At 39.7% G+C, this 23,102-nt stretch carries 18 protein-coding genes; 10 read left to right on the forward strand and 8 right to left on the reverse strand.

All coding sequences use genetic code 11. The features are described from left to right. Positions 1-312 precede the first annotated feature (312 nt). The 7 genes from IE056_RS11625 to IE056_RS11655 are packed head-to-tail and all read left to right on the forward strand — an operon-like array spanning position 313 to position 7,189. Complete coding sequence (locus tag IE056_RS11625; RefSeq protein WP_189604885.1) at positions 313-1,668, forward strand: UDP-N-acetylmuramate--L-alanine ligase; 1,356 nt, start codon at positions 313-315, stop codon at positions 1,666-1,668. Between the two features lie 55 nt (positions 1,669-1,723). Continuing rightward, entirely contained in the window at positions 1,724-2,425 is a 702-nt protein-coding gene (gene radC / locus IE056_RS11630; RefSeq protein WP_189604886.1) for a RadC family protein, read from the forward strand. A 17-nt stretch (positions 2,426-2,442) separates the two neighbouring features. Then, on the forward strand, positions 2,443-3,732 hold the full coding sequence (locus IE056_RS11635) for a polysaccharide deacetylase family protein (protein WP_189604887.1): 1,290 nt from the start codon (positions 2,443-2,445) through the stop codon (positions 3,730-3,732). Next, positions 3,719-4,408 (forward strand): YjjG family noncanonical pyrimidine nucleotidase, encoded by a 690-nt coding sequence (locus IE056_RS11640; protein ID WP_189604888.1) that lies wholly within the window; start codon positions 3,719-3,721, stop codon positions 4,406-4,408. The genes IE056_RS11635 and IE056_RS11640 overlap by 14 nt, the downstream gene beginning before the upstream one ends. Positions 4,409-4,454: 46 nt before the next feature. Further along, positions 4,455-5,003 (forward strand): hypothetical protein, encoded by a 549-nt coding sequence (locus IE056_RS11645; protein WP_189604889.1) that lies wholly within the window; start codon positions 4,455-4,457, stop codon positions 5,001-5,003. Then, complete coding sequence (locus IE056_RS11650; protein WP_189604890.1) at positions 5,004-6,407, forward strand: DUF5723 family protein; 1,404 nt, start codon at positions 5,004-5,006, stop codon at positions 6,405-6,407. It abuts the gene before it with no gap. Next, positions 6,404-7,189, forward strand: a complete 786-nt coding sequence (locus IE056_RS11655; protein WP_189604891.1) for a hypothetical protein — start codon at positions 6,404-6,406, stop codon at positions 7,187-7,189. The genes IE056_RS11650 and IE056_RS11655 overlap by 4 nt, the downstream gene beginning before the upstream one ends. On the opposite strand, the gene IE056_RS11660 is transcribed toward IE056_RS11655, so the two are convergent. Then, a complete protein-coding gene (locus tag IE056_RS11660; RefSeq protein WP_189604892.1) occupies positions 7,186-8,463 on the reverse strand; it encodes a replication-associated recombination protein A in 1,278 nt (425 codons plus the stop codon). The genes IE056_RS11655 and IE056_RS11660 overlap by 4 nt on opposite strands. Positions 8,464-8,644: 181 nt before the next feature. Here IE056_RS11660 and IE056_RS11665 point away from each other — a divergent pair, with 181 nt between their 5' ends. Further along, positions 8,645-9,373 carry a rhomboid family intramembrane serine protease gene (locus tag IE056_RS11665; protein WP_189604893.1) on the forward strand — a complete coding sequence of 243 codons (729 nt, stop codon included), beginning with the start codon at positions 8,645-8,647 and terminating at the stop codon, positions 9,371-9,373. A 101-nt stretch (positions 9,374-9,474) separates the two neighbouring features. On the opposite strand, the gene rlmB is transcribed toward IE056_RS11665, so the two are convergent. The 7 genes from rlmB to IE056_RS11700 form a co-directional block, all read right to left on the reverse strand. Further along, positions 9,475-10,209 carry a 23S rRNA (guanosine(2251)-2'-O)-methyltransferase RlmB gene (gene rlmB, locus IE056_RS11670; protein WP_189604894.1) on the reverse strand — a complete coding sequence of 245 codons (735 nt, stop codon included), beginning with the start codon at positions 10,207-10,209 and terminating at the stop codon, positions 9,475-9,477. Between the two features lie 47 nt (positions 10,210-10,256). After that, positions 10,257-12,017, reverse strand: coding sequence for a hypothetical protein (locus IE056_RS11675; RefSeq protein WP_189604895.1), 1,761 nt, complete (start codon positions 12,015-12,017; stop codon positions 10,257-10,259). Positions 12,018-12,021: 4 nt separating this feature from the next. Then, positions 12,022-13,224: a DUF4249 domain-containing protein gene (locus IE056_RS11680; protein ID WP_189604896.1), complete on the reverse strand. Its 1,203-nt coding sequence runs from the start codon at positions 13,222-13,224 to the stop codon at positions 12,022-12,024. Between the two features lie 11 nt (positions 13,225-13,235). Beyond that, positions 13,236-15,998 (reverse strand): TonB-dependent receptor, encoded by a 2,763-nt coding sequence (locus IE056_RS11685; protein ID WP_189604897.1) that lies wholly within the window; start codon positions 15,996-15,998, stop codon positions 13,236-13,238. Position 15,999: 1 nt separating this feature from the next. Further along, positions 16,000-16,731 carry a hypothetical protein gene (locus tag IE056_RS11690; protein WP_189604898.1) on the reverse strand — a complete coding sequence of 244 codons (732 nt, stop codon included), beginning with the start codon at positions 16,729-16,731 and terminating at the stop codon, positions 16,000-16,002. Positions 16,732-16,964: 233 nt separating this feature from the next. Beyond that, positions 16,965-18,398 (reverse strand): SusD/RagB family nutrient-binding outer membrane lipoprotein, encoded by a 1,434-nt coding sequence (locus IE056_RS11695; protein WP_189604899.1) that lies wholly within the window; start codon positions 18,396-18,398, stop codon positions 16,965-16,967. A gap of 10 nt (positions 18,399-18,408) precedes the next feature. After that, entirely contained in the window at positions 18,409-21,636 is a 3,228-nt protein-coding gene (locus tag IE056_RS11700; RefSeq protein ID WP_189604900.1) for a SusC/RagA family TonB-linked outer membrane protein, read from the reverse strand. Between the two features lie 588 nt (positions 21,637-22,224). Here IE056_RS11700 and rpsL point away from each other — a divergent pair. Next, positions 22,225-22,599 (forward strand): 30S ribosomal protein S12, encoded by a 375-nt coding sequence (gene rpsL, locus IE056_RS11705; protein ID WP_189604963.1) that lies wholly within the window; start codon positions 22,225-22,227, stop codon positions 22,597-22,599. Between the two features lie 23 nt (positions 22,600-22,622). After that, entirely contained in the window at positions 22,623-23,099 is a 477-nt protein-coding gene (rpsG, locus tag IE056_RS11710) for a 30S ribosomal protein S7 (RefSeq protein ID WP_189604901.1), read from the forward strand. Positions 23,100-23,102 lie beyond the last annotated feature (3 nt).

Raw genomic sequence — 23,102 nt, forward strand, 5'->3', positions numbered from 1 at the left:
TGACAAAGATTAAAAAAAAAACCTAAACTCCTGTTAATGGGGAGCTTTAAATCACAGGCTGGTTTGCGCTGCTATGTCGTTGAAGTAGGGGGTGGTAAAAGTACAATTTTTTATGTAAGAAAAAATTTTTAAGGTTTTTTTTAAATTCTAATTATGAACTTTTTTTTAACAGGGTCAATGGAATAAGTAAAGTGGATTCCTACTTGATAATTTAGACCTGTCAAGGAGATTATTTTCATGAAGAAAAACGTTCTTCCTTCAGTCTTCTTACTTCTTTAGGATTCGGTTATCTTTGCTTAAATTTTTTAATTCATGAGATTACATTTTATTGCTATTGGAGGTAGTGCAATGCATAATCTGGCACTGGCCTTGCATCAAAAAGGATACATAATCACCGGAAGTGATGATGCTATTTATGAGCCATCCAGAACAAGATTGTCAAATCACAGCCTGCTTCCGGAGGAGTTCGGATGGTTTCCGGAAAAAGTGACTGCGAACCTTGATGCAGTAATTATTGGAATGCACGCAAAAGCCAATAATCCGGAGCTTTTAAGAGCAAAAGAGTTGAATCTACCAATATATTCTTATCCTGAATTCATATTCGAGCAATCCAGACGAAAAACAAGAGTGGTGATAGGAGGCTCGCATGGTAAGACTACTATTACTTCCATGATCCTCCATGTGCTCAAATATCATCAAAAGGAAGTAGATTTTATGGTGGGAGCACAGCTGGAAGGTTTTGAAACCATGGTGCACCTCACCGATCATAACGATTTTATAGTTCTGGAAGGCGATGAATATCTCTCTTCTCCTATTGATCCAAGGCCAAAGTTTCATTTATATAAACCCAACATAGCTTTATTGAGTGGAATTGCCTGGGACCATATAAACGTCTTCCCTACGTATCCGGAATATGTAGAGCAATTCAGAATATTTGTAGACTCTATAGTGAAAGGAGGAATCCTGGTTTATAATGAAGAGGATAAAGAACTGGAAAAAATTGTAGAAGAGACCACAAATACTATTAGGAAGCACCCTTATAAAACGCCAGAGTATAAAATTGAGGAGGGTATTACTTTGCTTGAAACCCCCGAAGGGGATATGCCGATCGAGGTTTTTGGAAAACACAATCTGAATAATCTGGCCGGCGCAAAGTGGATCTGTCAACACATGGGAATAGATGAAGATGATTTTTATGAAGCAATCGCTTCTTTTCATGGCGCTTCCAAACGACTTGAGAAAATTGTGGAGACTGGAACAAGTCTGGTTTTTAAAGATTTTGCTCACAGTCCATCTAAAGTTTTGGCTACTACGGTTGCTGTTAAAGAACAATATCCCGATAAACGTTTGATCGCGTGCCTGGAATTACATACCTATAGCAGTCTTAATGGAGAGTTTTTAGAACAGTATAAAAGTGCTTTGAACCAGGCCGATGTGCCGGTGGTATTTTATTCTCCTGAAGCAGTTGAAATGAAACAATTGAAGGCAATTTCTAAAGATCAGATCCACGCTGCTTTTCAGAGGGAGGGGCTTATGATCTTTACAAATCCTGACAGTTTAAAAAATTATCTGAAAGACCGGGATTTTGAAAATTCTGTACTGCTTTTAATGAGTAGCGGAAATTATGGCGGACTCAATTTTGATGAAATAAAAAGCTGGGTAAAATGATGACTTAGAGCGTGATAAGAGTTCGTTTTATTATATTTAGTCAAAAAAAAGAATTATGGCTGAAGAACATCGGACTCCATTCACGATCAAAAACTGGGCAGAAGATGACCGCCCAAGGGAAAAACTTATTCAAAAAGGAAAAGTTTCTTTAAGTGATGCAGAGTTGCTGGCCATTTTAATAGGAAGTGGTAGCAGAGATCAAAGTGCTGTTGATCTTTGCAAAAAGATTCTCTCGGGCACAGGCAATAGCCTGAGCGAATTGGGGAAACTTTCAATAAATCAGTTAACCGACTATAAAGGAATAGGGCAGGCGAAGGCTGTGGCAATAGTTGCAGCTCTGGAACTAGGTAGAAGAAGGCGTACAGAAGAAGCACTTGAAAAGAAAAAGATCACTTCCAGTGCTTCTGTTTTTGAATTGATGCAGCCAATAATAGGAGAATTGCCTCATGAAGAATTCTGGATCATTTACCTGAATAATTCAAACAAGGTCATTGATCAGCTACAGTTAAGTAAGGGCGGCATTACCGGAACACTGGTTGATGTTCGTTTGGTTCTGAAAAAAGCATTGGAGCTCGGTGCAACCTCCATCATCCTCAGCCATAATCACCCATCCGGAAATCTCTCTCCTAGTAGTGCAGATAAACAACTCACCCAAAAATTAAAAACCGCCGGAGAAAGTCTGGATATAAAGATCCTGGATCACATCATTGTGACCGAGAAATCTTATTTTAGCTTTGCCGATGAAGGTTTGCTTTAAACACACTTGCTGCAGCTATGCTTCTAATTTATACTCAAAAAGTTACCCCTAGGATTACTTATTCCTTTAAACATATTTGTACGGGTATATTAAAGATCCCGGTGACTTTTACTTCCAAAATTGAAGAATTCATAGCTCATGAAGGCATGAAGATCTCCTATGGAAAACAAAGTTTGGGGAATGAAATTTTTATTCAGAGTGTCGATTTGCTTCAGGAGCAGGGTTTTGCCGATGTAGAATTTAAAGTGCAGGATTGGGAGGGAACTCCTTGCTTCTTTACGGTTTCTGAAAAGAGTTCCATTCCGTTTGATATTTTTGCAGCCTCTTTTTATCTGTTGACCAGGTATGAAGAATATTCTCCCCACGTAAAGGATGAACAGGGACGTTTTCCTGCATCAGAAAGTCTTGCTTTTAGAGAAGACTTTCTCAATCTTCCGGTGGTAGATATTTGGGCCTACAAATTCAGAAATTTGTTGCAGGAAAGGTTTCCGGAGAATGTATTTCCTGTACGAAAAAGGCAGATCCATAATGTGATTTCTGTAACTGAAGCCTTCTGTTATAGGAAGAAAGGAATTGTAAGGGCCGTGATTGGTTTTCTGGTAGATCTCATACAGTTTAAAATAAAATATGTGGTAGACAGGGTTCAGGTGATGATGAATTTCAAAAAGGATCCCTTTGATAACTACACAGGAATCATTAAATTCCTGAAAAAGTACAGGATTTCGCTGAAATTCATGTTTCAGGTAAGTGATTTTTCAACCCATGACAGGAATATTAATCACAATCGACTCGAATTTCAGAGTCTCATTAAATCTGTAGCTGATTATGCAGAAGTAGGTTTATTGTTGGGCTACTATGCCAATCAAAAAATGAAGGTTCTTAAAAATGAGAAATTACGGCTGGAATCTATCCTGAAACGTTCTATAGAAAGTGGTATGAACAGTAAATACAACTTGCTCCTGCCAGATACTTATAACCATATGGCCGAACTTGAATTTAGGAATGATTATTCTATGGGTTACCCCGAAGCTGTAGGTTTTAGAGCAGGGACCTGCAGTCCTTTCCTGTTTTATGATATAAATTTTGAAGTGACTACGCCCTTGCAGGTACATCCATACGCTATCAGTATTCAGGCTTTAGAGGGCATTAAAGAAAATGAAATAAAAAGCCGGATTGCTGAAATTAAGCGGAATATCAATAATGTGGACGGAAATCTTATTGCTGTTTATACCAATGAAGATTTTTCTGAATATTCCAATGCTAAAAGAAATTATGAAATCTTAAAGAACATCAATGAAATTAAATAATGTTGAGCATATATTTTTCGACCTTGATCATACCTTGTGGGATTTTGATAAAAATTCCGGAATGGCCTTCAATTCGATCTTCGAAAAAAACAAAATAGGAGTAAAGCTAGATCGATTTATGGAAGTTTATTCTCCCATAAATGAGAATTACTGGAAGCTTTATCGGGAAGATAAAGTGACCCAAACAGATCTTCGTTATGGGAGGCTGAAGGAGAGTTTTGATATGCTCAAGATGAGCGTGAGTGATGAACAAATTGAGATTTTATCTATAGAATATATAGATCATTTGCCCAACCACAATATTCTTTTAGAGGGAGCGGTAGATCTTCTGGAATACCTGGCGCCAAAGTACAGGCTGCACATCATCACCAATGGTTTTAAGGATGTACAGCATAAAAAATTAAAAAATTCTGGAATTGAAACCTTTTTTGATACGGTAACAACCTCTGAGGATGCCGGAGTAAAAAAACCTAATCGGTTAATTTTTGAAAAAGCCCTTAAAACTGCAGGAGCTTTGGTCTCCAACAGCATCATGATTGGTGATAATTTTGAGGCAGATGTTCTGGGTGCTCAAAAAGTTGGAATGAAAGCGATCTTATATAATTATTATAAAAGAGAATTTTCTCCCAAATACCTGCAGGTGCTGAAAATGAAAGAAATAGCTGCCTATTTGTAGCAATAAAAGATTGCCCTAATCGTTAGACTACTTAAATTGCCCCCCAATGTCTACAATGAAACTGTTATTCAGGCTTACGTTGCTGTCTATATTTTTCGTCATGACCTCCTGCGTTAAAGATTTGGATTTGGATCAGGCGCAGGAAATAGTAATTCCTCCTTCAGTTGCGTTAGATCTCATTTATTTCACTATAGATTCTTCTGACTTTTTTTCTGCCGGGGCTTCAGGCCCTTTAGTGGCCAGGGATGAAGTGCGGTTGGAATTTCTGGATGATGATTATATAAGGGATGGCTTGATGAGAGCTGATTACAATTTTATTTTTGAAAATTCCTTCACACAAACCTTTAATGCAAAATTCACCTTTTTATCTGAAAATAATCTGGTAAAGTACCGTGTGAATTTTGTTATACCTGCAGGAAGTTCGGCCTCCCCGGCTACCATTGATTATACCGAGATAATCAATGTAGACGAGATCAAGGCGATAAGGGAATCTATAAAAATGTTTGTTGAAATTGAGATGGTGCCAAATGGAGAAGCTTTTGAAGGAGAGCTGCAATTAAAGTCCAAAGCATTTTACAAGTTTGAATTTAAATAGATGGATGTAAGGATCTTCCTTTTATTGATTTTTTTGAGTTCCGTTGCTTTTGGGCAAAACAAACAACTGCTGTACAATTTTGAGAGTTTACCTCAAAATTTAATGGCCAATCCCGGTGCAGAAACTTCTTTTGACATGCATGTTGGGTTGCCGTTTTTTTCCCAGATTTCTGTTTCGGCTGGTTCTACCGGCATCACGATGTATGATCTTTTCAAAGTAGATGATGGAACTATAAATGACAGGATAAGAGAATCTCTTTCAGATTTATCAAACAGAGATTTCTTTACAGTTAATCAACAAATGGAACTTATATTCCTTGGCTGGAGAGATCAACGGAAGAGGTACTTTTCAGCAGGAATATATCAGGAGCTGGACGCCTTTCTATATTTTCCAAAGGACCTTGCCATTCTTGCCTACGAAGGCAACAAATCTCATATGAACAAGTCGTTCAAATTTGCTGATGCGGCTTTTACAGCTGAAGTGGTGAATGTTTTCCACTTCGGATTCACAAATTTTTATTCTGAAGATCTTAATTACGGAGTGAGGGCAAAGCTTTATTCCGGAATATTTAATGCGCAAAGTATCAATAACCGCGGCGTTTTCAGAACCGTTCCCACACCTGAAGATAATAATGTTTACCGGCACTTTGTAAATGGACTGGATGCTAATATCTATACTTCGGGATGGGCATCTTTGACCGATGAGGACATGACTGGCATGCAAACCATGAACAGCCTTGGGAAAAAAGCATTTTTGGGAGGAAATCTTGGACTGGGGGTTGACCTGGGATTTTCCTATTACTTAAATGATAAGACCAAAATAACCGGAAGCATCCTGGATTTAGGATTTATAAATCAAAAAAAGGATGTTGAAAATTACCGTTATTACGGGAATTACTATACAGATGGAATTGAGATTTTATTTCCGGGTCCGGGGGAGGAGCGGCCCTCATACTGGGATGACTGGGAAGACCACCTGGATGAAAACCTTCAGGATGAAACTTATTATGACTCCTATCTTACCTGGCGGCCGGTAAAACTCAATGCATCTGTGGATTTTGGTTTTAATGAGGATGCTGAACCCTGTAACTGCCGGAAACCTACCGGAAGGAGAAGGTATTTGCAGCATCTGGGATTTCAGTGGTTTGCCATACGCAGGCCTAAAGGTTTTGTTCATGCCCTAACGGTTGCATATGATAAAAAGATAAACGATAATATTAGTGGGAAGGTTTCTTATACGGTAGATTCATTTTCATATTCTAATGTGGGATTGATGGTTTCTACAAGATTAAACAAATTTAATTTTTATCTTGCTGCAGATAACTTATTGAGTTACCCGAATTTGGCGAATGCAAACAACGTATCCGTTCAATTGGGCTTGCAATTAATATTTAACAGAGAATGAAAAAAGTATTTTTAATATTGTTTTTAAGTCAGATGGCCGTGAGCCAGGCACAGGAAATGACCTATAAATACGTGAAGGTTCCTGAAAAGTTTGAATTCCTTAAGGAAGAGAATAAATTCCAGGTAAATGCACTTACTGCTTTTCTTTTTGAAAAATATGGCTTTGAGGCAATTTACAAAGAAAAGACGCCTGCAGGAGTAGACCCCTGTGAGATTTTACATGCCAATGTAGAAAATAAATCCGGACTTTTCAGAACGAAATTGCAGGTAAACCTTGAGGATTGCAATCAGCGGGTGGTATTCACTTCGGAAGAAGGCATGAGCAGGGAAAAAGACTATAAAACTTCCTATCATGAAGCTCTTCGGGAAGCATTTCAATCTTTGGAGAATTTTACTGCTGAAATGCCCGGGCATGCCCAAAACATATCTGAATCTTCTGTAACTGAGGAGTCTTCAGTTCAAATTAAGGACACTTCGGGTGAGGAGCCGCAACAAGTAGGGATTACCATTACTTCTAAAGAGCTTTCCAGAGATAAAACTTTGAGAAATGGAGGGCAGGTATATCAACTTAAGCAGGATTCTTCAGGATACTCCTTGTTTAGAGAAGGAGAGGAAGAAAAGTTTGGTAGCCTTATAAAATCCGGAAGTGGCTCAAATTATATTTACAGTTCCAAAAACCTTCAGGGGAGTGCATTTTTCGATGCTGCAGGAAACCTGATCGTTGAATATGTAGATGTCAATACCGGCCAACTCGTTTCAGTTAATTATGAACTTCAGGATTAATAATTGTATTTAGTTTTCCACCGTTTTTTTAGGAACTCCCTCTGAGCCTGTTCCCGCTGATTGTTTCCGGGTTCATACAAGGTGGTATTGGAGATCTCCTCCGGAAGAAATTCTGCTTCCGAAAAATTTCCTTCATAATTGTGGGCGTATTTGTAATTATCACCGTACCCAAGATCCTTCATTAGCTTGGTAGGAGCATTTCTTATGGCTAAAGGCACTGGCAGGTTGCCTGTTTTCTTTACCAGTTGTTGTGCCGTATTGATCGCTTTATAGGAAGCATTACTTTTTGGAGAAGTAGCAAGATACGTGGTGCACTGACTCAGAATAATACGGGATTCGGGATGCCCAATAGTGGAAACAGCCTGGAATGTGTTGTTAGCCATGATCAAAGCAGTAGGATTAGCATTTCCAATGTCTTCACTCGCTAAAATGAGAAGTCGCCTGGCAATGAATTTTACATCTTCTCCTCCTTCTATCATTCTTGCGAGCCAGTAAACAGCGGCATTGGGGTCGCTTCCCCTAATAGATTTTATAAATGCGGAAATGATGTCATAGTGTTGTTCTCCCGTTTTGTCATACAGTACGGTGTTTTGCTGCACCTTGTCCAGCACCATCTTATTGGTGATCTTCACCTCTTTATTTTCTTCTGAAGTTACCAGAAGTTCAAAAATATTCAGAAGCTTGCGGGCATCACCGCCACTAAGCCTGAGTAAAGCTTCGGTTTCGACAAGTTCTACCTGCTTTTCGGCCATTATTTTGTCTTCCCGCATAGCTCGTTTTAACAATGCTACAAGATCTTCTTTTGAAAACGGATTCAAAACGTATACCTGACAGCGGGACAGCAATGCCGGAATGACTTCAAAACTCGGATTTTCTGTTGTGGCGCCCATCAGGGTTACCCAGCCTTTCTCTACCGCACCCAACAATGAATCCTGCTGAGATTTGCTGAACCTGTGGATCTCATCAATGAACAGAATAGGATTTTTTGTGGTAAATAATCCGTCGCTTTTTTTGGCTTTTTCAATAACTTCCCGAACATCTTTCACTCCGCTGCTAATGGCGCTGAGGGTGAAAAAAGGCCTCCCCGATTCATTGGCGATAATATTGGCCAGCGTCGTTTTTCCTACGCCGGGAGGGCCCCAGAAGATCATGCTGGGTACTATGCCCTGTTTGATTTGTCCGCGAAGTGCTCCGGTTTCACCAATAAGATGCTGCTGACTCAAATAGTCATCGAGTTTTTGAGGTCTTAACCTTTCTGCCAATGGTTTGTTCATGCTGTAAAAATACTAATTATAAGATTCAGGAAAAAAGGATGGAGCAGCTGGTATTAAAAATAGGATTATTTCCGGGTTAACTTTTTTCCTTTTCAGACAGGTGGAGGTGAAAATGACAAAGTAGCAGGAAGAAGTACTTTGGTTGTTTTTTTGTATTATTAGTAGACGCAAATAAGCTGATTTGAAACAAAAAGAGCCATTCGTTTTTACCCCGGGAGTTGTGGGGTATCCTATAGCATTCGTGCTGGCTATCTGGATCGTTTTCTGGATGGAAATACGTTTTGGTTTTGATTTTACCCGATTCGGGGTTTATCCACAAACCCTGAAAGGTTTAAGGGGAATTATTTTCTCCCCATTTATACACAGCAACATAAAACATCTTTTTAATAATACCATTCCGCTTTTTGTGCTAACTCTCTCCCTTTTCTATTTCTACAGAAATTTAAGCTGGAAGATCTTAGTTTACGGTTTGCTCATCTCGGGGTTGTTAACCTGGCTCATTGGAAGGCCTGCCTACCACATTGGTGGCAGCGGAATTATATATTTACTGGCAGGATTTTTGTTTTTTAAGGGGATATTTTCAAAACATTACAGGCTCGTTGCCTTGTCATTGATCGTGGTCTTTTTGTACGGCGGCTTGTTGTGGTACGTTACTCCTGTAGATCCAAAGATTTCCTGGGAGGGTCACCTTTCTGGCCTTGTTACGGGCTTTATATTCTCCCTCATTTATCGAAAGAATATTGCCACTCCACCAAAATACGAGTGGGAAAAAGAAACCTATAAAGAGGAAGACGACCCCTTTATGAAGCATTTTGATAAAGATGGAAATTTTATAGAAAATCCAGATGGGGAGGAGACAGAATATATCTATCACTATAAAAGTGCAAATACAGAGATGGAAGAAGAATAGATCTCATTCATTGGATTACGTAAGGACGCACAATTAATATGTATCCACTTAGATTTGAAAATTATTACGCGTCTCCACAACTCATTTCCCCAGGCACCGCTCTACAACCGCTGCCTTACCACTTCATAAAGAAAAGCTCCGCAGGCTACTGAAACATTCAGAGAACCAATAGTTCCTTTCATGGGTAATTTTGCTTTTTCATCAACAATTTTTAATACCGAAGAAGAAATTCCTTTTCCTTCATTGCCCATTACAAGAGCTACGGGCTGGGAAAAATCTTTATCATACAGGAGATCATCAGTTTTTTCGGTAGCTGCGATGACTTTGATACCTGAAGATTGCATGTAATAAATAGCATCTTTAATATGGTCTACTTTGCAAATGGGAACCTTAAAAATAGCACCCGCAGAAGTTTTTACCGTATCGGCAGTGACAGGCGCACCTCCCTTTTTCTGAATAATGATCCCGTCCACTCCACTACATTCCGCAGTTCTTATAATGGCTCCAAAATTCCTCACGTCATCGAGCTGGTCGAGTAAAAGGAAAAGAGGTGTAGATTCTTTTTCTGAAACAGAAGAAACAAGATCCTCCAGCGCAACAAATTTAATAGGAGAGATCGTCGCAACGATTCCCTGGTGATTTCCCTTTACTAGTCTGTTTAATTTTTCAATGGGTACATAAGAAACATTGTATTCCCGTGAGGACATGTGCTGTTGCAATTCCTGGTATAAATGCCCTGAGAGACCTTTTTGAATAAAAATCTTATCAATGGTCTTATCGGTTTGAATAGCCTCTATGACCGCCCTTAAGCCAAATATTTTTGTAGTTTCTTCCATAGGTGCAAATATAGATATATTTAGAAGCTATTGAAAGGTGTTTAAAATTACTTCAGTTCATCTTCCACTGTAATTGTTCTTTTTACCGTAACAGGTTTCCCGTCTTCTGTAAATCCCTGTAATTCGATCTCAAAAACTCCACTGATGTCTGAGGTGTAAAATTCCAGAACGGTTTCTTCCTTATTAAAGTTTACATCAGGTTTCCAGAGTAATTGGGTTCTGAAATCGGGGATTCTGGCAGTGGTTTCATTGCTGTCACCGTAGGTTTGATGAAAATAGTTTTTCTGAGGCTCTGCTAATTTGATGTTTACAGTAGTGGCAGCTTCATCGGGATTTGTTCTCCAGAAATCACCTTCAATAGTTTTTACATCGATCACTCCTGCAAAAATGTGTGACCCTAGAAACACATTGTCTTTCAAGATTCCGATGCTCTTTACTCTTTTTGCAGGATAATCAATAAATCTGCTGTGATCCTGCACCATGATCCCGTCTACGAGCAGCAAAGTTGGCAGGTTGTAGTTGGTGGCTCCTTCGGGTTGTCTCACGACAATAATCCTGTTTCCTTCTTTATCTCTGGAAAGATATGAATACATGATGATCTCAACAAAGGTTTCTTTAATAGTAGCAAACCTGGTGTAAGCATCGAGATCATAGAGTGTGGGAGATTTTTGATAAAATGGCTCGATTTCCTGCTGTTGTTTAAGCGTATCAGGTTTCACGCTGTAGTATGCATTTTCTATTTGATTGTACACACTACGGTCGAGGATCCATTCTTCCATTTGTGGAGTAATATGGAATCCGGTAAATTTTGTGTTAGCCGGATTAACTGCAGGTTCGGGATCCAGTTGGATGGAAAGATCTTTTCTTGCTTCGCCCAGAACCTGCATTATGGCTTCGGAAGTTGAAAACTCCTCATCAAGATTCAGATAAAACCTTCCTTTTTCATCTGCAGTAGCGATCTTGAAAATATAATCTTCTCCTGGAATGGAAAATGCGACTTTTTTACCGGCAGGGTTGATACCTTCTGAAGAAGTAGATAAAAGCTTTCCGGAAATTAGATTTCCACGAAGTTCCGGTATATAAACGGAATCCTGTGGTGAGTGGTTCTTTTCAAATAACCGGGTGTAGGTTTTTGCTGAAACTTTTTCAGGGAATGGAATGCTGTCTTTTTTTCTTACCGAAACAGAATACCTTCCGGATATATCTCCACTTAACGTTAGTAAAACCTGATCTCTGGTACCGAATCTCATTTTATGAGTGCTTAACTGAATCGCGTGTTCCGGAGCTGCTGTAGTGGGATTTTCAGAAGAAAAAGACGCAGGAGCAGCCTTCACACTATCAGTTCGTCTTGTGGAGTCGGGAGTAAGTGCAGATTGATCTCCCCGATAAGGGTTTATAATGACGATATCCCCCGCAAAGAAATTACCGGAGTTCCTCATCCAGTTGGTATACCCTAAAAGTTTATATGTTCCTGATGGGATCGTGGTAGGGATAAAGAAATCTCCCGCCCCCAATCCATTTTTCAGGCTTAGTTTGTGTTTGAAAACAGAGGTTCCGTCCTTTGCAATGAGCTCCACATAGCCTGTTTTACTTATATTGCTGGGTTTTTCTGTTTCAGAATTTACAGTGTACGCTTTGTAATACAAATACTCTCCCGAAAACAAAAGGGAAGTGTTGTAGTGCACAAACATTTTTTCCTGCGGAATTCCTCCTCTGAATTCTGAAGTTTCGGAAGAACTAATCGCTTGTGCCGATAACGTTCCAGCAGAAACCAACAGGCAAATGATCAAAAATAGTATCTTTCTCATATCTTTATTCTTCTATCCAGAATTCAGGTGGTTCATTCGTGCCATACACAGTGCAGTCCACGCATTCTGTAGCTATCACTCTCATAGGCCCATCCCCCAGTTCTCCTTCCACAGGCGAACCGGCGAGGCCGTAATATCGAACTGTTCCACCTTGGATCATTCCAATTGGAGTATCAAAATTTTCTCCCGGGCGAAAGATCATGCAGGATTCGGGAAATTGTGGTCTGGATTCATCAAATCCAAAATAGTCATAATAATTAAAATAGATCCTTTCGGTAGATGTAGCAGAAAGGGTGAAAAATCCGATCACCTTGTCATCTTCATTTTCCTGCGAATATATATTGCCGTTCACAAAGCCCGGCTGGTTGTCAGAAAGTACGCTTTCAGATCCGGAGATCTTTTTTAAGGTAGAATAGTAAGAATAAGCTTCGGGAGTTAGGGAATATTGCTTTACCAGGATACTGTAACGATGGGCGAGAACGGGATTGTCCTTCGTTAAGAAACGCACCACAAAAGACTTGAGGTTATTTTCACTTAGGGAACTTGTATTTGAGAGTATGATCTCATTGGAAGGAATGGTGTTGTAGCAAACGGTCTCATTACGGGTATTTGGGACAATGCTCCAGTTATTTCCTTCAAACTCTATGGTGTTGCGTACCGTGTATGGAGAGACAATCTTGTAGGTCTCCTCATACTCATAAAGAGCAAAATTAGAAGCTGCAGAGGAACTTTCACTGTCGACCATAAGGGCAACACCATCTTCACCATTAAGAAAAGTGCGTTCGGCATAGAGTTCATCTATTTCAGCCCCGGGTAAGAATGCTGCAGTATCCGATTCATAGGATCTTCCATCCTGCGTCTGGATGTGCAGCTGATAACTGCGGTTGGGTTGTAGACCAAATATCATATTGGATGCATATACTCCCGGTGTTACTGTTTCAAAGAAAGTAAATTCGTTCCCGGTATCATCTGTAATAGAAACAGAAGCATTCCTCTCGGCAGCAGGCACTTCCTCTTCGAGTCTATAGGTTCGGGAAAGGATGATTTCCTGCCGTTTAACTTCATCTGTAATGAGGGCTTCTACCACCAGCATGTCTTCGAAGGTCTCCGTTTCAAATTCATAAGGTTCCACACAGGAATTTATAGCTGTTGCAGAAACCAGCATTAGAAAAAAACGGACTATAATTTTGATGTTTGTTGATCTCATATCCTTTCCGTTTAAAATCTGAAGTTATAGGTAATGGTAGGTACAGGTATCGAGAAAATAGAACTTTTATATGCTTTTACTTCCCCTTGCTCTGTGACGAAAAATACCGAGTATGGATTGTTTCTACCCAACACGTTGTACACGGAAATATTCCAGAAACTGTGTGCAAACTTTTTGATCTTGTGGTTTCCTTCTACATTAAAACTTAGATCCAGGCGGTAATAATCAGGAATCCTGAATTGATTACGATCACTGTACAGCACATATTCAATTCCGTTTTGCATATATTTTCCGGTGGGGTAGGTGACCGGTCTTCCGGTTTGGTATACGAAATTGGCTGAGAAACTGAAACGCTGTGTGACTTTGTAATTGGCTACCACACTCAAGTCATGTGGTTTATCGTAATTGGCAGGAAAATATTCTCCGCTGTTTACGATTTGCTCCCGGTAATTTCCATCCAGTTTTAGTTCAGATCGGGAGTAGGTGTATCCCAACCAGCCGTTAAGCCGGCCTTCTGTTTTTTTCAGCAGAAATTCTGCACCAAATGAACGACCTTCTCCCTGTAACACTTCAGTTTCAATATTTTCATTAAGGAAAAGTTGTGCGCCCACCTTGTAATCCAGGATATTTTCTGATTTTTTATAATAACCCTCCAGACTTACCTCATACATGTTGTTATCGAAATTCTTATAGAGCCCCAGGGAATATTGGTCCGCTCGTTGAGGTTTTATGTTCTTATCGGTTAATTTGTAGGTGTCGGTGGGGGAGACGGTAGTATTATTGGATAACGTATGAATGTACTGGTAAGCATTATTGTAGCTAAGCTTTAGAGAAAGATCGGGTAGCAGGAAGTATCGGGCAGATAGTCGTACTTCAGGTCCGCCATAGGTTTCAATGACTTCATTTTTTCCGTATTGTATTGAATCGATAACTGTAGCCTCAGATTGTGGAAGGCCTTCTTCATAAATTTTCTGAGTTTTCTCGCCCAGGGCAGCATAATGTGAATAGCGAAGACCCGCACTAAGGAGCAGCTTGTCATTGACCTTGAAATTGTCGGCGATGTAAATGGCAGATTCTAAACCTTTTTCCTTCGGAATCTGGAGGGGTTCTACTATTGATTCACTACCCAGAGGCTCCAATTCTCCAGGATGGACATTATACAGTTTTGTGGAAATCCCGTAATCAAACTTATGTGCTGCACTGTGAAGGTAGCGCATATTCAGTTTAATTTCAGTTTCGTTTATTTTATAACCGGAAGTAAAGTTGTCGTTAAAATCACTTTCATAATCTATATCGAAATTATAGTTGCTGTTGGAGACGATAAGGCTACCGTCATTTTTTTCGTTTAGCTTGTGATTCAGTTTCATTGAAAACAGCAGATTTTGATAGTTGAACAAAGAATCTGAAGTAATGCTGAAATTATCCCGGCTATAATATCCGGTAGTTCGTAAACTGGTTTTGTCGTTAAAATTGTGATGGTATTTTGCAATGACATCATAAAAGGATGCCTTGCTATCTTTAAGAGATTCGTCGTCCAGGTTTTTCAGGATCCAGTCTGAATAAGTACTTCTTCCTCCGATCAATAATCCAGATTTTTCTTTGATGACAGGTATTTCCAGAGCTACATTACTGGTAACGGGTCCTACAGATACTTCCCCGGCAAACTTTTCGGTATTCGCATCTTTGGAGGTAATGTCAAAGACTGATGATAACCTTCCTCCAAATTGAGCCGGAATATTGCCTTTATAGATGGTGATATCCCCGGTGGTAAAAGGATTAATGGCAGAAAAGATTCCGAAGAAATGTGCAGGATTATATATGACAGCATCATCGATCAGGATAAGGTTTTGATCGGTTTTGCCGCCTCTTACATTGAATCCGGCAGATCCTTCTCCCGTGGTGGAGATTCCGGGGAGCGTTACTGCAACTTTCATCACATCTCTCTCTCCAAGAATCAACGGAATATTTTTAATTTCCTCTACATTGATATTTTCGGTCCCGCCAATCGCATCCTCTACATTCTGAGCCTGATCTGAATCTACGAGTACCTCTCCCAGAAGCTCGTAGTCTTCACGAAGTTTTAGGTTGTAGACCCCATCGTTATAAATGACCACTCGGGTTAAAATATCCTCATTTCCAAAAGATCTTGTTTCAAGAAGATGTTCTCCTGCCGGTAACCTTAAGCTGTATTGACCATTTTGATCTGTTACGGTGCCTATTTCGGTGCCCTTAATAAGCACGGCCAGGTTCGAAATGGGCTCACCTGTTTCGTGAGTGGTAACCCTGCCGCTTAGGTTGAAATAGCCCGAGCCGGTAGCCTGGGTTTCTTTTCCGATATAAACCGTTTCGGTCGTTGTATTGGAACGGGTTTCCTTGTTGTAGAACACAGGATTGTATTTTGTGCTTGCCGTGGGTTGTTCAACAGCTACTCCTGTGGTATCAGGAAAGAATCCCTGAGGCAAACGATCATAAATGATGTTGCTTCGGGTAATCACGATTCTGCTATTGTCCAGCAAGTGAAAATTGAGCAGGGTTTCTTCAAAAACCTGTTCCAATACTGTATCAACAGGTGTGTTTTTAAAGTTTACAGTAACCTTTGACTGTTTCATCCAGTCTTCCACGTAGAAAAAATGTAAATCTGTCTCTTGTTCAATTTTCTGAATAACATCTTCCAAAGTGCCATTTTCCAGAGAAAAGGTGACTGTAGGTAGGTTTTCCTGAGCTATGATGCAGTGCAATGACAGGAGGAAAACCAGAGTAAAAAGTTTTTTCAATCTACTTAATTTTTAATTCTGAATTTGATGATGCCAGATCTTTAAATAGAAGGGTTAGAAATGTATCGGGATCTGATTTTTGTAGGGATGAATTGGATCTGTAAAAATCTCTTATTTGTTCTTCCTGATTGGGAAATAATCTGCGAATGGATCTTCTGGAATTCACTTCATAATACTCACCATTAAACGAAAGAAGATATTCCGGAGAATCTTTTTCAAATTCGAAATAGGTAAAATTCTGGTCCAGATGTTTTCTAGCCTTTTTCAAATGTTTTTTTAACAAGAGAAAATGGCTGCCGTCAATCAAAATTTCAAAAAATTGAGATTTGTTCTCGGGATTCTCTTTTACAGAAATAAAACTCGAGTTATTTATTTCAAAAGAATTCACTTTTTCTTTGTGCAACTCAAAAGCTGCAGTTCCACCGGTGGTGGGTATCCTTACGAGAAGTAGATCATCGTAAACATTATATTTTAAATCAACGTTATAATATGGCTGGCCGTCATAAACAACGGTTCCCGTTCTATATTCCGGAGTATCCAGATATTTGTGCTTATTGTTTTTGACAATATGTTGTTCGACATATTCGGTGCCATTTGCAAGTCCTGTATTCTGAACATGAATTGCAGTGTCAAAGGATTCATAGGCAGACCTAACGGAGGACTGGGAAAATCCAGTAGTTCCATAAAGTAAAAAAATGACTCCGAAAAGTACGGTCGTTCCAGAGTTTTTCATCATCAGGATTTTTGCTTGTAGAATAGTAAAAGAGTTAAAGCCTATACATACATTTATTATGTAAATGTAAAATTTTTCGGGAATTAACAAGAGAAGTGAAGCATTAATTTTAAAATTTTGAATTAAATGTTATGGTTTATTTAATAAATAGAATCATTGCATAAAAAAACCGTCTAAAAATTTTTCAGACGGTTTCTTATAATGTAGCTTAAGAAAGCTTTATCTGCTAATGATTAGTTTACATCCCAGAATACAGGAGTTTGTTGCTCATCACCACCAATTGCACTTGATGCTGCAGCCCAGTTGTCACTGTTCAAAGTAGCTTCACTTGCAGGATATGTGAACCTTAAAGGTACAGGTAGACCAGATTGTGCCGCATTTGGCAATTCCGGAACATCCAGTTTTCTCCAGGTTGACCATGCTTCAAATCCACGGTTGTAAAGAGCGATCCATTTCTGAACCCCGATTCTTTCTACCCAGTTAGCTTCATCATAAGCAACTTCAGGTTGTGCAAGATATGTATCGGCTTCAGCTTCTGTTCCTCCCCAGTATATGATGGAAGAAGTAACAGCCTCATTATAATGAGCTTCTGCGTCTTCAGAAACATAACCTCTTGCAGCAGCTTCAGCAATAAGGAATTCAACTTCAGTATAATCTAATAATACACCTTCTAGAGTTGGATCTTCTAAACGCTCACTGTAGATAGTGCTGTTTGATTGAGTATTTCCGGTGGCACCATAAGTTCCTCCTTCGTATACTCCTTCTCCAAGATTCTCTGCGAAATAATCGTCCCTTCTCGGATCATCACGTTCATTCATTGCGTCAACAATAGTATTTGCTGCAACGAAATCTGCCCGACCTGATTGTACAAGATCTGTCCAGATAGGGTTGGTGTTTGGAGCTGATGCTTCGTACTGCATAGCAGCATTGTCTGCATGAGATTCAAAGACTCCTGCTTCAATAGCTTCAGTTGCCATTTGAGACGCTTTTGCATCATCTACGTTAGCATATCTTAAAGCTAAACGTAACTTCAAAGAGTTGGCAAATTTAGACCATTGACCAGCATCACCATTATAAAGATAGTCAGCTCCTCCGGTAAATCCTGCGGAACCTGCATCAAGTTGTGCAATGGCACCATCCAGTCTGTTCACAAGATCAGCATAGATGGCAGCGTCATCATCATAAACCGGAGTACCATTTTCAAGATCCAGAGCTTCGGTATAAGGTATGTCTCCAAAGGTATCTACCAATACGTGCCAGGTGAAAACCTGTAGTACTTCGATCATCGCAAGCTGATTCTGAATTTGAGCTTCAGAAAGGGAAGCATCGGGATTTTCAGATAAGATCATAGCAGCTTCGTCCAGGTCTTTTAATACATCACGATATAAAATAGTCCATTGTGCACCGTTAATGTTTCTTTCAACCAGATTATAGTTCGCTTCATCGGTATAAGTTGTTTCTGTCCAGTACTGGGCCACAAGCTTAAAAATACCTCTGTTAACATTTGTGCTGACCATCTGGTCAACCAAACCTTTGGTTGCATTTGAGAAAAGTACATCTGCCGGTACTTCTGTGGGGCTTTTGGTGTCTACGTTGACGTCTGATAAGTCATCAGAACACGCCACAACCCCTGCAGCCAGTAAAATAATTAAAAATAGTTTCTTCATGATTTTTTTTTTAGAATTGTAGTCTTACGTTAAATCCATATTCTCTTGCAGTTGGGATTGCTCCTGACTGGATTCCCTGGATGTTTCCTGAACTTAATCCTGCTTCAGGATCTGAGTAAGGAATGTTCTTGTCGATGATCCATAGGTTTCTACCTACTGCAGAAAGAGTGACGTTAGTTAATGAAAGTCTTTCAGCTAAAGTGGTTGGTAGAGAATAGGATAATGTAGCCTCTCTTAGTTTAACGAAACTTCCATCATAGGTGTGGTATGCATTTGGAGCATATCCATACCCAATCGCATTTGCATAGTTCCCCATTTGGGTTCTGGTAGTGTTTGCAGAACCATCAGGATTAACTCCTTCAAGAAGTAAACCACCACCTTCAGAAATAGGATCCCTTACAGGATTTCCAAGTTCATTAAGTCCGGCTGTGTTTGCTGTTACCCCTGTTGCGTAACCGTACCATGTATCAAGGGAGAATATATCTCCACCTTTTTGAATATCAATTAGGAAGCTAAAAGAAACAGCTTTGTAGGACAAAGTATTGCTAATACCGGCTTTCCAGTCTGGATTAATATCACCAATTGGTTGTGGAGTACCATCTACAACAAATCTTCCGTTATCTGGATTGATCACAGGTCCACTTCCATCTTCTAAATAAGTATAATTAGTTCCCCAGATAGTACCATAAGGTTGTCCCACTGTAGCATTAACTGAAATACCTCCCTGAAGAGATGCTATCTGAAGGTTTTGGTTATCTCCGTAAAGGGATAAAACTTCACTTTCGTTAGTAAACCAGTTGGCATTGATCCTCCATTCAAAATCATCTGTTCTTACTGGGCTTACATGTAAACTTGCCTCAATACCTTTGTTTTCAACTTCTCCGGCATTTACCCATCTTCTTGTGTATCCGGTTGCAGCCGTAACAGTAACAGGCATTAACTGGTCAATAGAATTAGATTGGTATGCAGCCAGGTCAAACCCTAAGCGTCTGTTAAAGAACTCCATCTCCAAACCAACTTCCCAACTCTTCGTTGTTTCGTTTTTAAGGTCTGGGTTATTAGCTGTACTGTTTACAGAGTAAAGCGGAGTCCTGAAGTTGGTAGGATTTGAATAAACGTTTTGAACCGATAGTGGTGGTGCATAATTACCTACTTCTGCATAGTTCGCCCTAAGTTTTCCAAAGGACATCCAGTCGTTGTTAAACAATTCTGAGAAAACAATACTTGTGGAAACTGAAGGATAAAAATAAGTATTATCACTTTCTGGAAGAGAAGAAGATTCGTCAACCCTTGCAGTTGCATCCAGGAAAAAAGTGTTTCTATATCCAAAAGAGGCACTTGCAAAATAACCGTTTGTATGTAGTTCCTCAAAATTTTCGGTTGGAGGTACAAGTAAGTTCTGTGAATTTGATAGAGAATACAGCCCCGGAATTACCAATCCACCAGTAGTACTGGCTCTCATTTCGCGGAATGTTTGTCTTCTCGCAGTAGCACCTAATAATCCTGAAAGGTTAAGGTCTTCGGAAAGGTCATAATCGAAGTTTAAAAGTAAATCGTAGTTCAGCTCAGTATAGCTTGCATCATATCTCTGATATGCAGAAACACCATTGCTACCTACATTTCTTCGCTCTTCCCTTAGGTCATTATAAGTATCCATAGACACCCGTCCTGTGGCTGAAAACCAGTCGGTAAATTCATAGTTAAGATTGAAATTACCATATAAACGGTCTCTTACGTCTGTCTGGTAGTTTTCATATAGCTGCCAGTATGGGTTATCTGTATAGATTGGGCTGAAATTTCCTGCTTCTGCATTTGCATAGTTCCAGGTGATGTTTCTTCCGGTTGTGAAATAAGCATCCTTTTGAGCTTCAAAATCTACGTTGTTCTGGTTCCACTGACGCATAGACTGGAAAATGTTGGTTCCACTATACCCAGTACCATAACGTCCTTTACCATCTGTATTTGTGTAGGTAGCAGTAACCCCGGCAGAAAGTTTGTCGGTGAAATCATGAGTAGCTTTAACATCTACTGTATTTCTTTTGATGTTACTGTTTGGGAGGATCCCTTCCTGGTCGAATAAGGTGTAACCTAAACGGTAAGTACTTTGATCTGTACCTCCGTCAAGTGAGATACTGTGGTTATAAGTAACTCCTGTTCTGAATACAGATTCAGGTCCGTTTTCTGCAGCTGTCCATGGAGTAGCCTGCAGGTAATTTGGAGATTCAGGATAAAAAGCATCCCACTGGAAAACCATTAAGCTTGGATCAAATCTTCCTCCAAAGGAAGCATCTTCGGTAAATGGAACTACTAAATCGTCGTTGCCATCACCATCTACATCCCATTCATTAAAGTAAGCATCTTCGTTTGGACCATAAAAAGGTCCGTAACCTGCACCGTACTCTTTCTGATACTCAACAAAAGTATCATCATCCATTTGAGAGAAGGTAATACCTGAAGAGATGGTCACACCAATATCTTCATTTTTACGTCCTGTTTTGGTAGTGATAAGAATCACCCCGTTTGCAGCACGAGAACCATAAAGAGCAGATGCCGCAGCACCTTTAAGGACGTTTACAGAAGCAACATCATCTGGATTGATATCCATAGCAGCGTTTCCATAATCATATCCTCCTCTACCACTGGTTTGGTCAGATGTGTTGGTGTTCTGGTTACTAATTGGCACTCCGTCCACTACGAAAAGTGGCTGGTTGTTACCAGTCAAAGAAGTATACCCACGAATGATGATGTTTGAAGATCCACCAAGGGTACTACTCTTCTTAATATCCAAACCAGATACTTTACCTGATAAGGAGTTAATGAAGTTTCCTTCTTTTGCAGTGTTTACTTCTGCTCCTGAAACTTCTTCAGTAGCATATCCAAGAGATCTTTTTTCCCTGGAAATACCTAAGGCAGTTACTACTACCTCTTCAAGTTGGGCAGCGTCCTGTTCCAGTACCACGTCGATGGTATTTACGTTGGTAACAGGATACTCAACGGTCTGCATTCCCAGATAAGAGAATACCAGCACATCGCCCTGCTCTGCCTGGATAGAGTAATTTCCGTCAAAATCGGTTTGTTCACCCCTGGTCGTACCTTTAATAAGTACGTTTACCCCCGGGAGAGGCATTCCATTTCCGTCGGTCACCGTCCCCGATACCGTCATGCTTTCCTGCGCAAAAGTTATTTGCACGACTAACGCCAGTAATAGCGTTAGAATTCCACTAAACTTTGTTCTCATTTTTTAAATTTGTTTGAATTAGCCAGTGCCAAATTTGATAATTAATTGTTAACCGAACAACTTTTTTTCAGTTAAACTTCACGTTTATTGCATTTAGTTTATGTTATTTAGGCTTTTTTTAACGCTTTTGATGTGTTGCTGGATCCTCCCTCGTGCCAGTCTATCGCTGCTTTCGCCGCTCCTGTCCTCGTACTTCTTCAGGTGAACTGATTTTTAATATTATTTTCTTTTTATTTCAGATTAATTTGCCAAATCTTCAGGAATAGATAAGTCTTTTAATAGCTAACTTCTGCTGGAAACGTAATTTCCGGGGTGAATAGGGTGTAAAAGGAGAGAGCTTTAGGATATAATAGTCTTTGGTGGGGAGTGGATTTTATTATAAAAGAAACACACCTATATAATATGTAATGCAATGCCGGATGTGAGAAAGATCTTTTTTTGTTTGATTTAGTTCAGAAAAAACCCTCTTTAAAATAATACCTCTGAAAATTAATGAATTAAGATTTGAATATTTGGTTTTTAATTCTACCTTTGCAAACCCTAAAAAATGGGAGATTATATTTATTAAATAATAGTGTAAAAGAAATTATGCCAACAATTTCACAATTAGTACGAAAAGGAAGAGCGCAGATTACCAAGAAGAGTAAATCGGCTGCTTTGGATTCGTGCCCTCAAAGAAGAGGGGTTTGTACACGTGTTTACACCACTACACCTAAGAAGCCTAACTCTGCAATGCGTAAAGTTGCAAGGGTAAGGTTGACTAACGGTAAAGAGGTGAACGCTTACATTCCCGGAGAAGGGCACAACCTGCAAGAGCACTCGATAGTATTGGTTAGAGGCGGAAGGGTTAAAGATTTGCCTGGAGTTAGGTATCATATCGTGCGTGGAGCTTTAGACACCGCTGGTGTTGAAGGTAGAACGCAGCGTAGATCTAAGTATGGTGCAAAGCGACCTAAGAAGTAATTAAAAACTTTTAATGTAAAGAAATGAGAAAAAGACAGGCAAAGAAAAGGCCACTTTTACCGGATCCAAAATTCAACGATCAGTTAGTAACAAGGTTTGTTAACATGATGATGTGGGATGGTAAAAAATCGGTTGCCTTCAAGGTTTTCTACGATGCAATTGCAATTGTGGAAGAGAAGAAACAAGATGACGAAAAGACTGCCCTGGAATTATGGAAAGATGCTTTATCTAACGTTATGCCTCACGTAGAAGTACGTAGTCGTAGAGTTGGAGGTGCTACTTTTCAAATCCCGATGCAAATCAGACCAGATCGTAAAGTATCAACTGCAATGAAATGGTTGATTAGCTATTCTCGTAAAAGAAACGAGAAATCTATGGCGCAAAGACTGGCTGCTGAAGTTCTTGCTGCGGCTAAGGAAGAAGGTGCGGCTGTTAAGAAAAGGGTTGATACTCATAAAATGGCTGAAGCTAACAAAGCATTCTCTCACTTTAGATTCTAGAAC

It is taken from the genome of Salinimicrobium marinum (assembly GCF_014651535.1).
In the GTDB taxonomy this organism is placed as follows: Bacteria; Bacteroidota; Bacteroidia; order Flavobacteriales; family Flavobacteriaceae; genus Salinimicrobium; species Salinimicrobium marinum.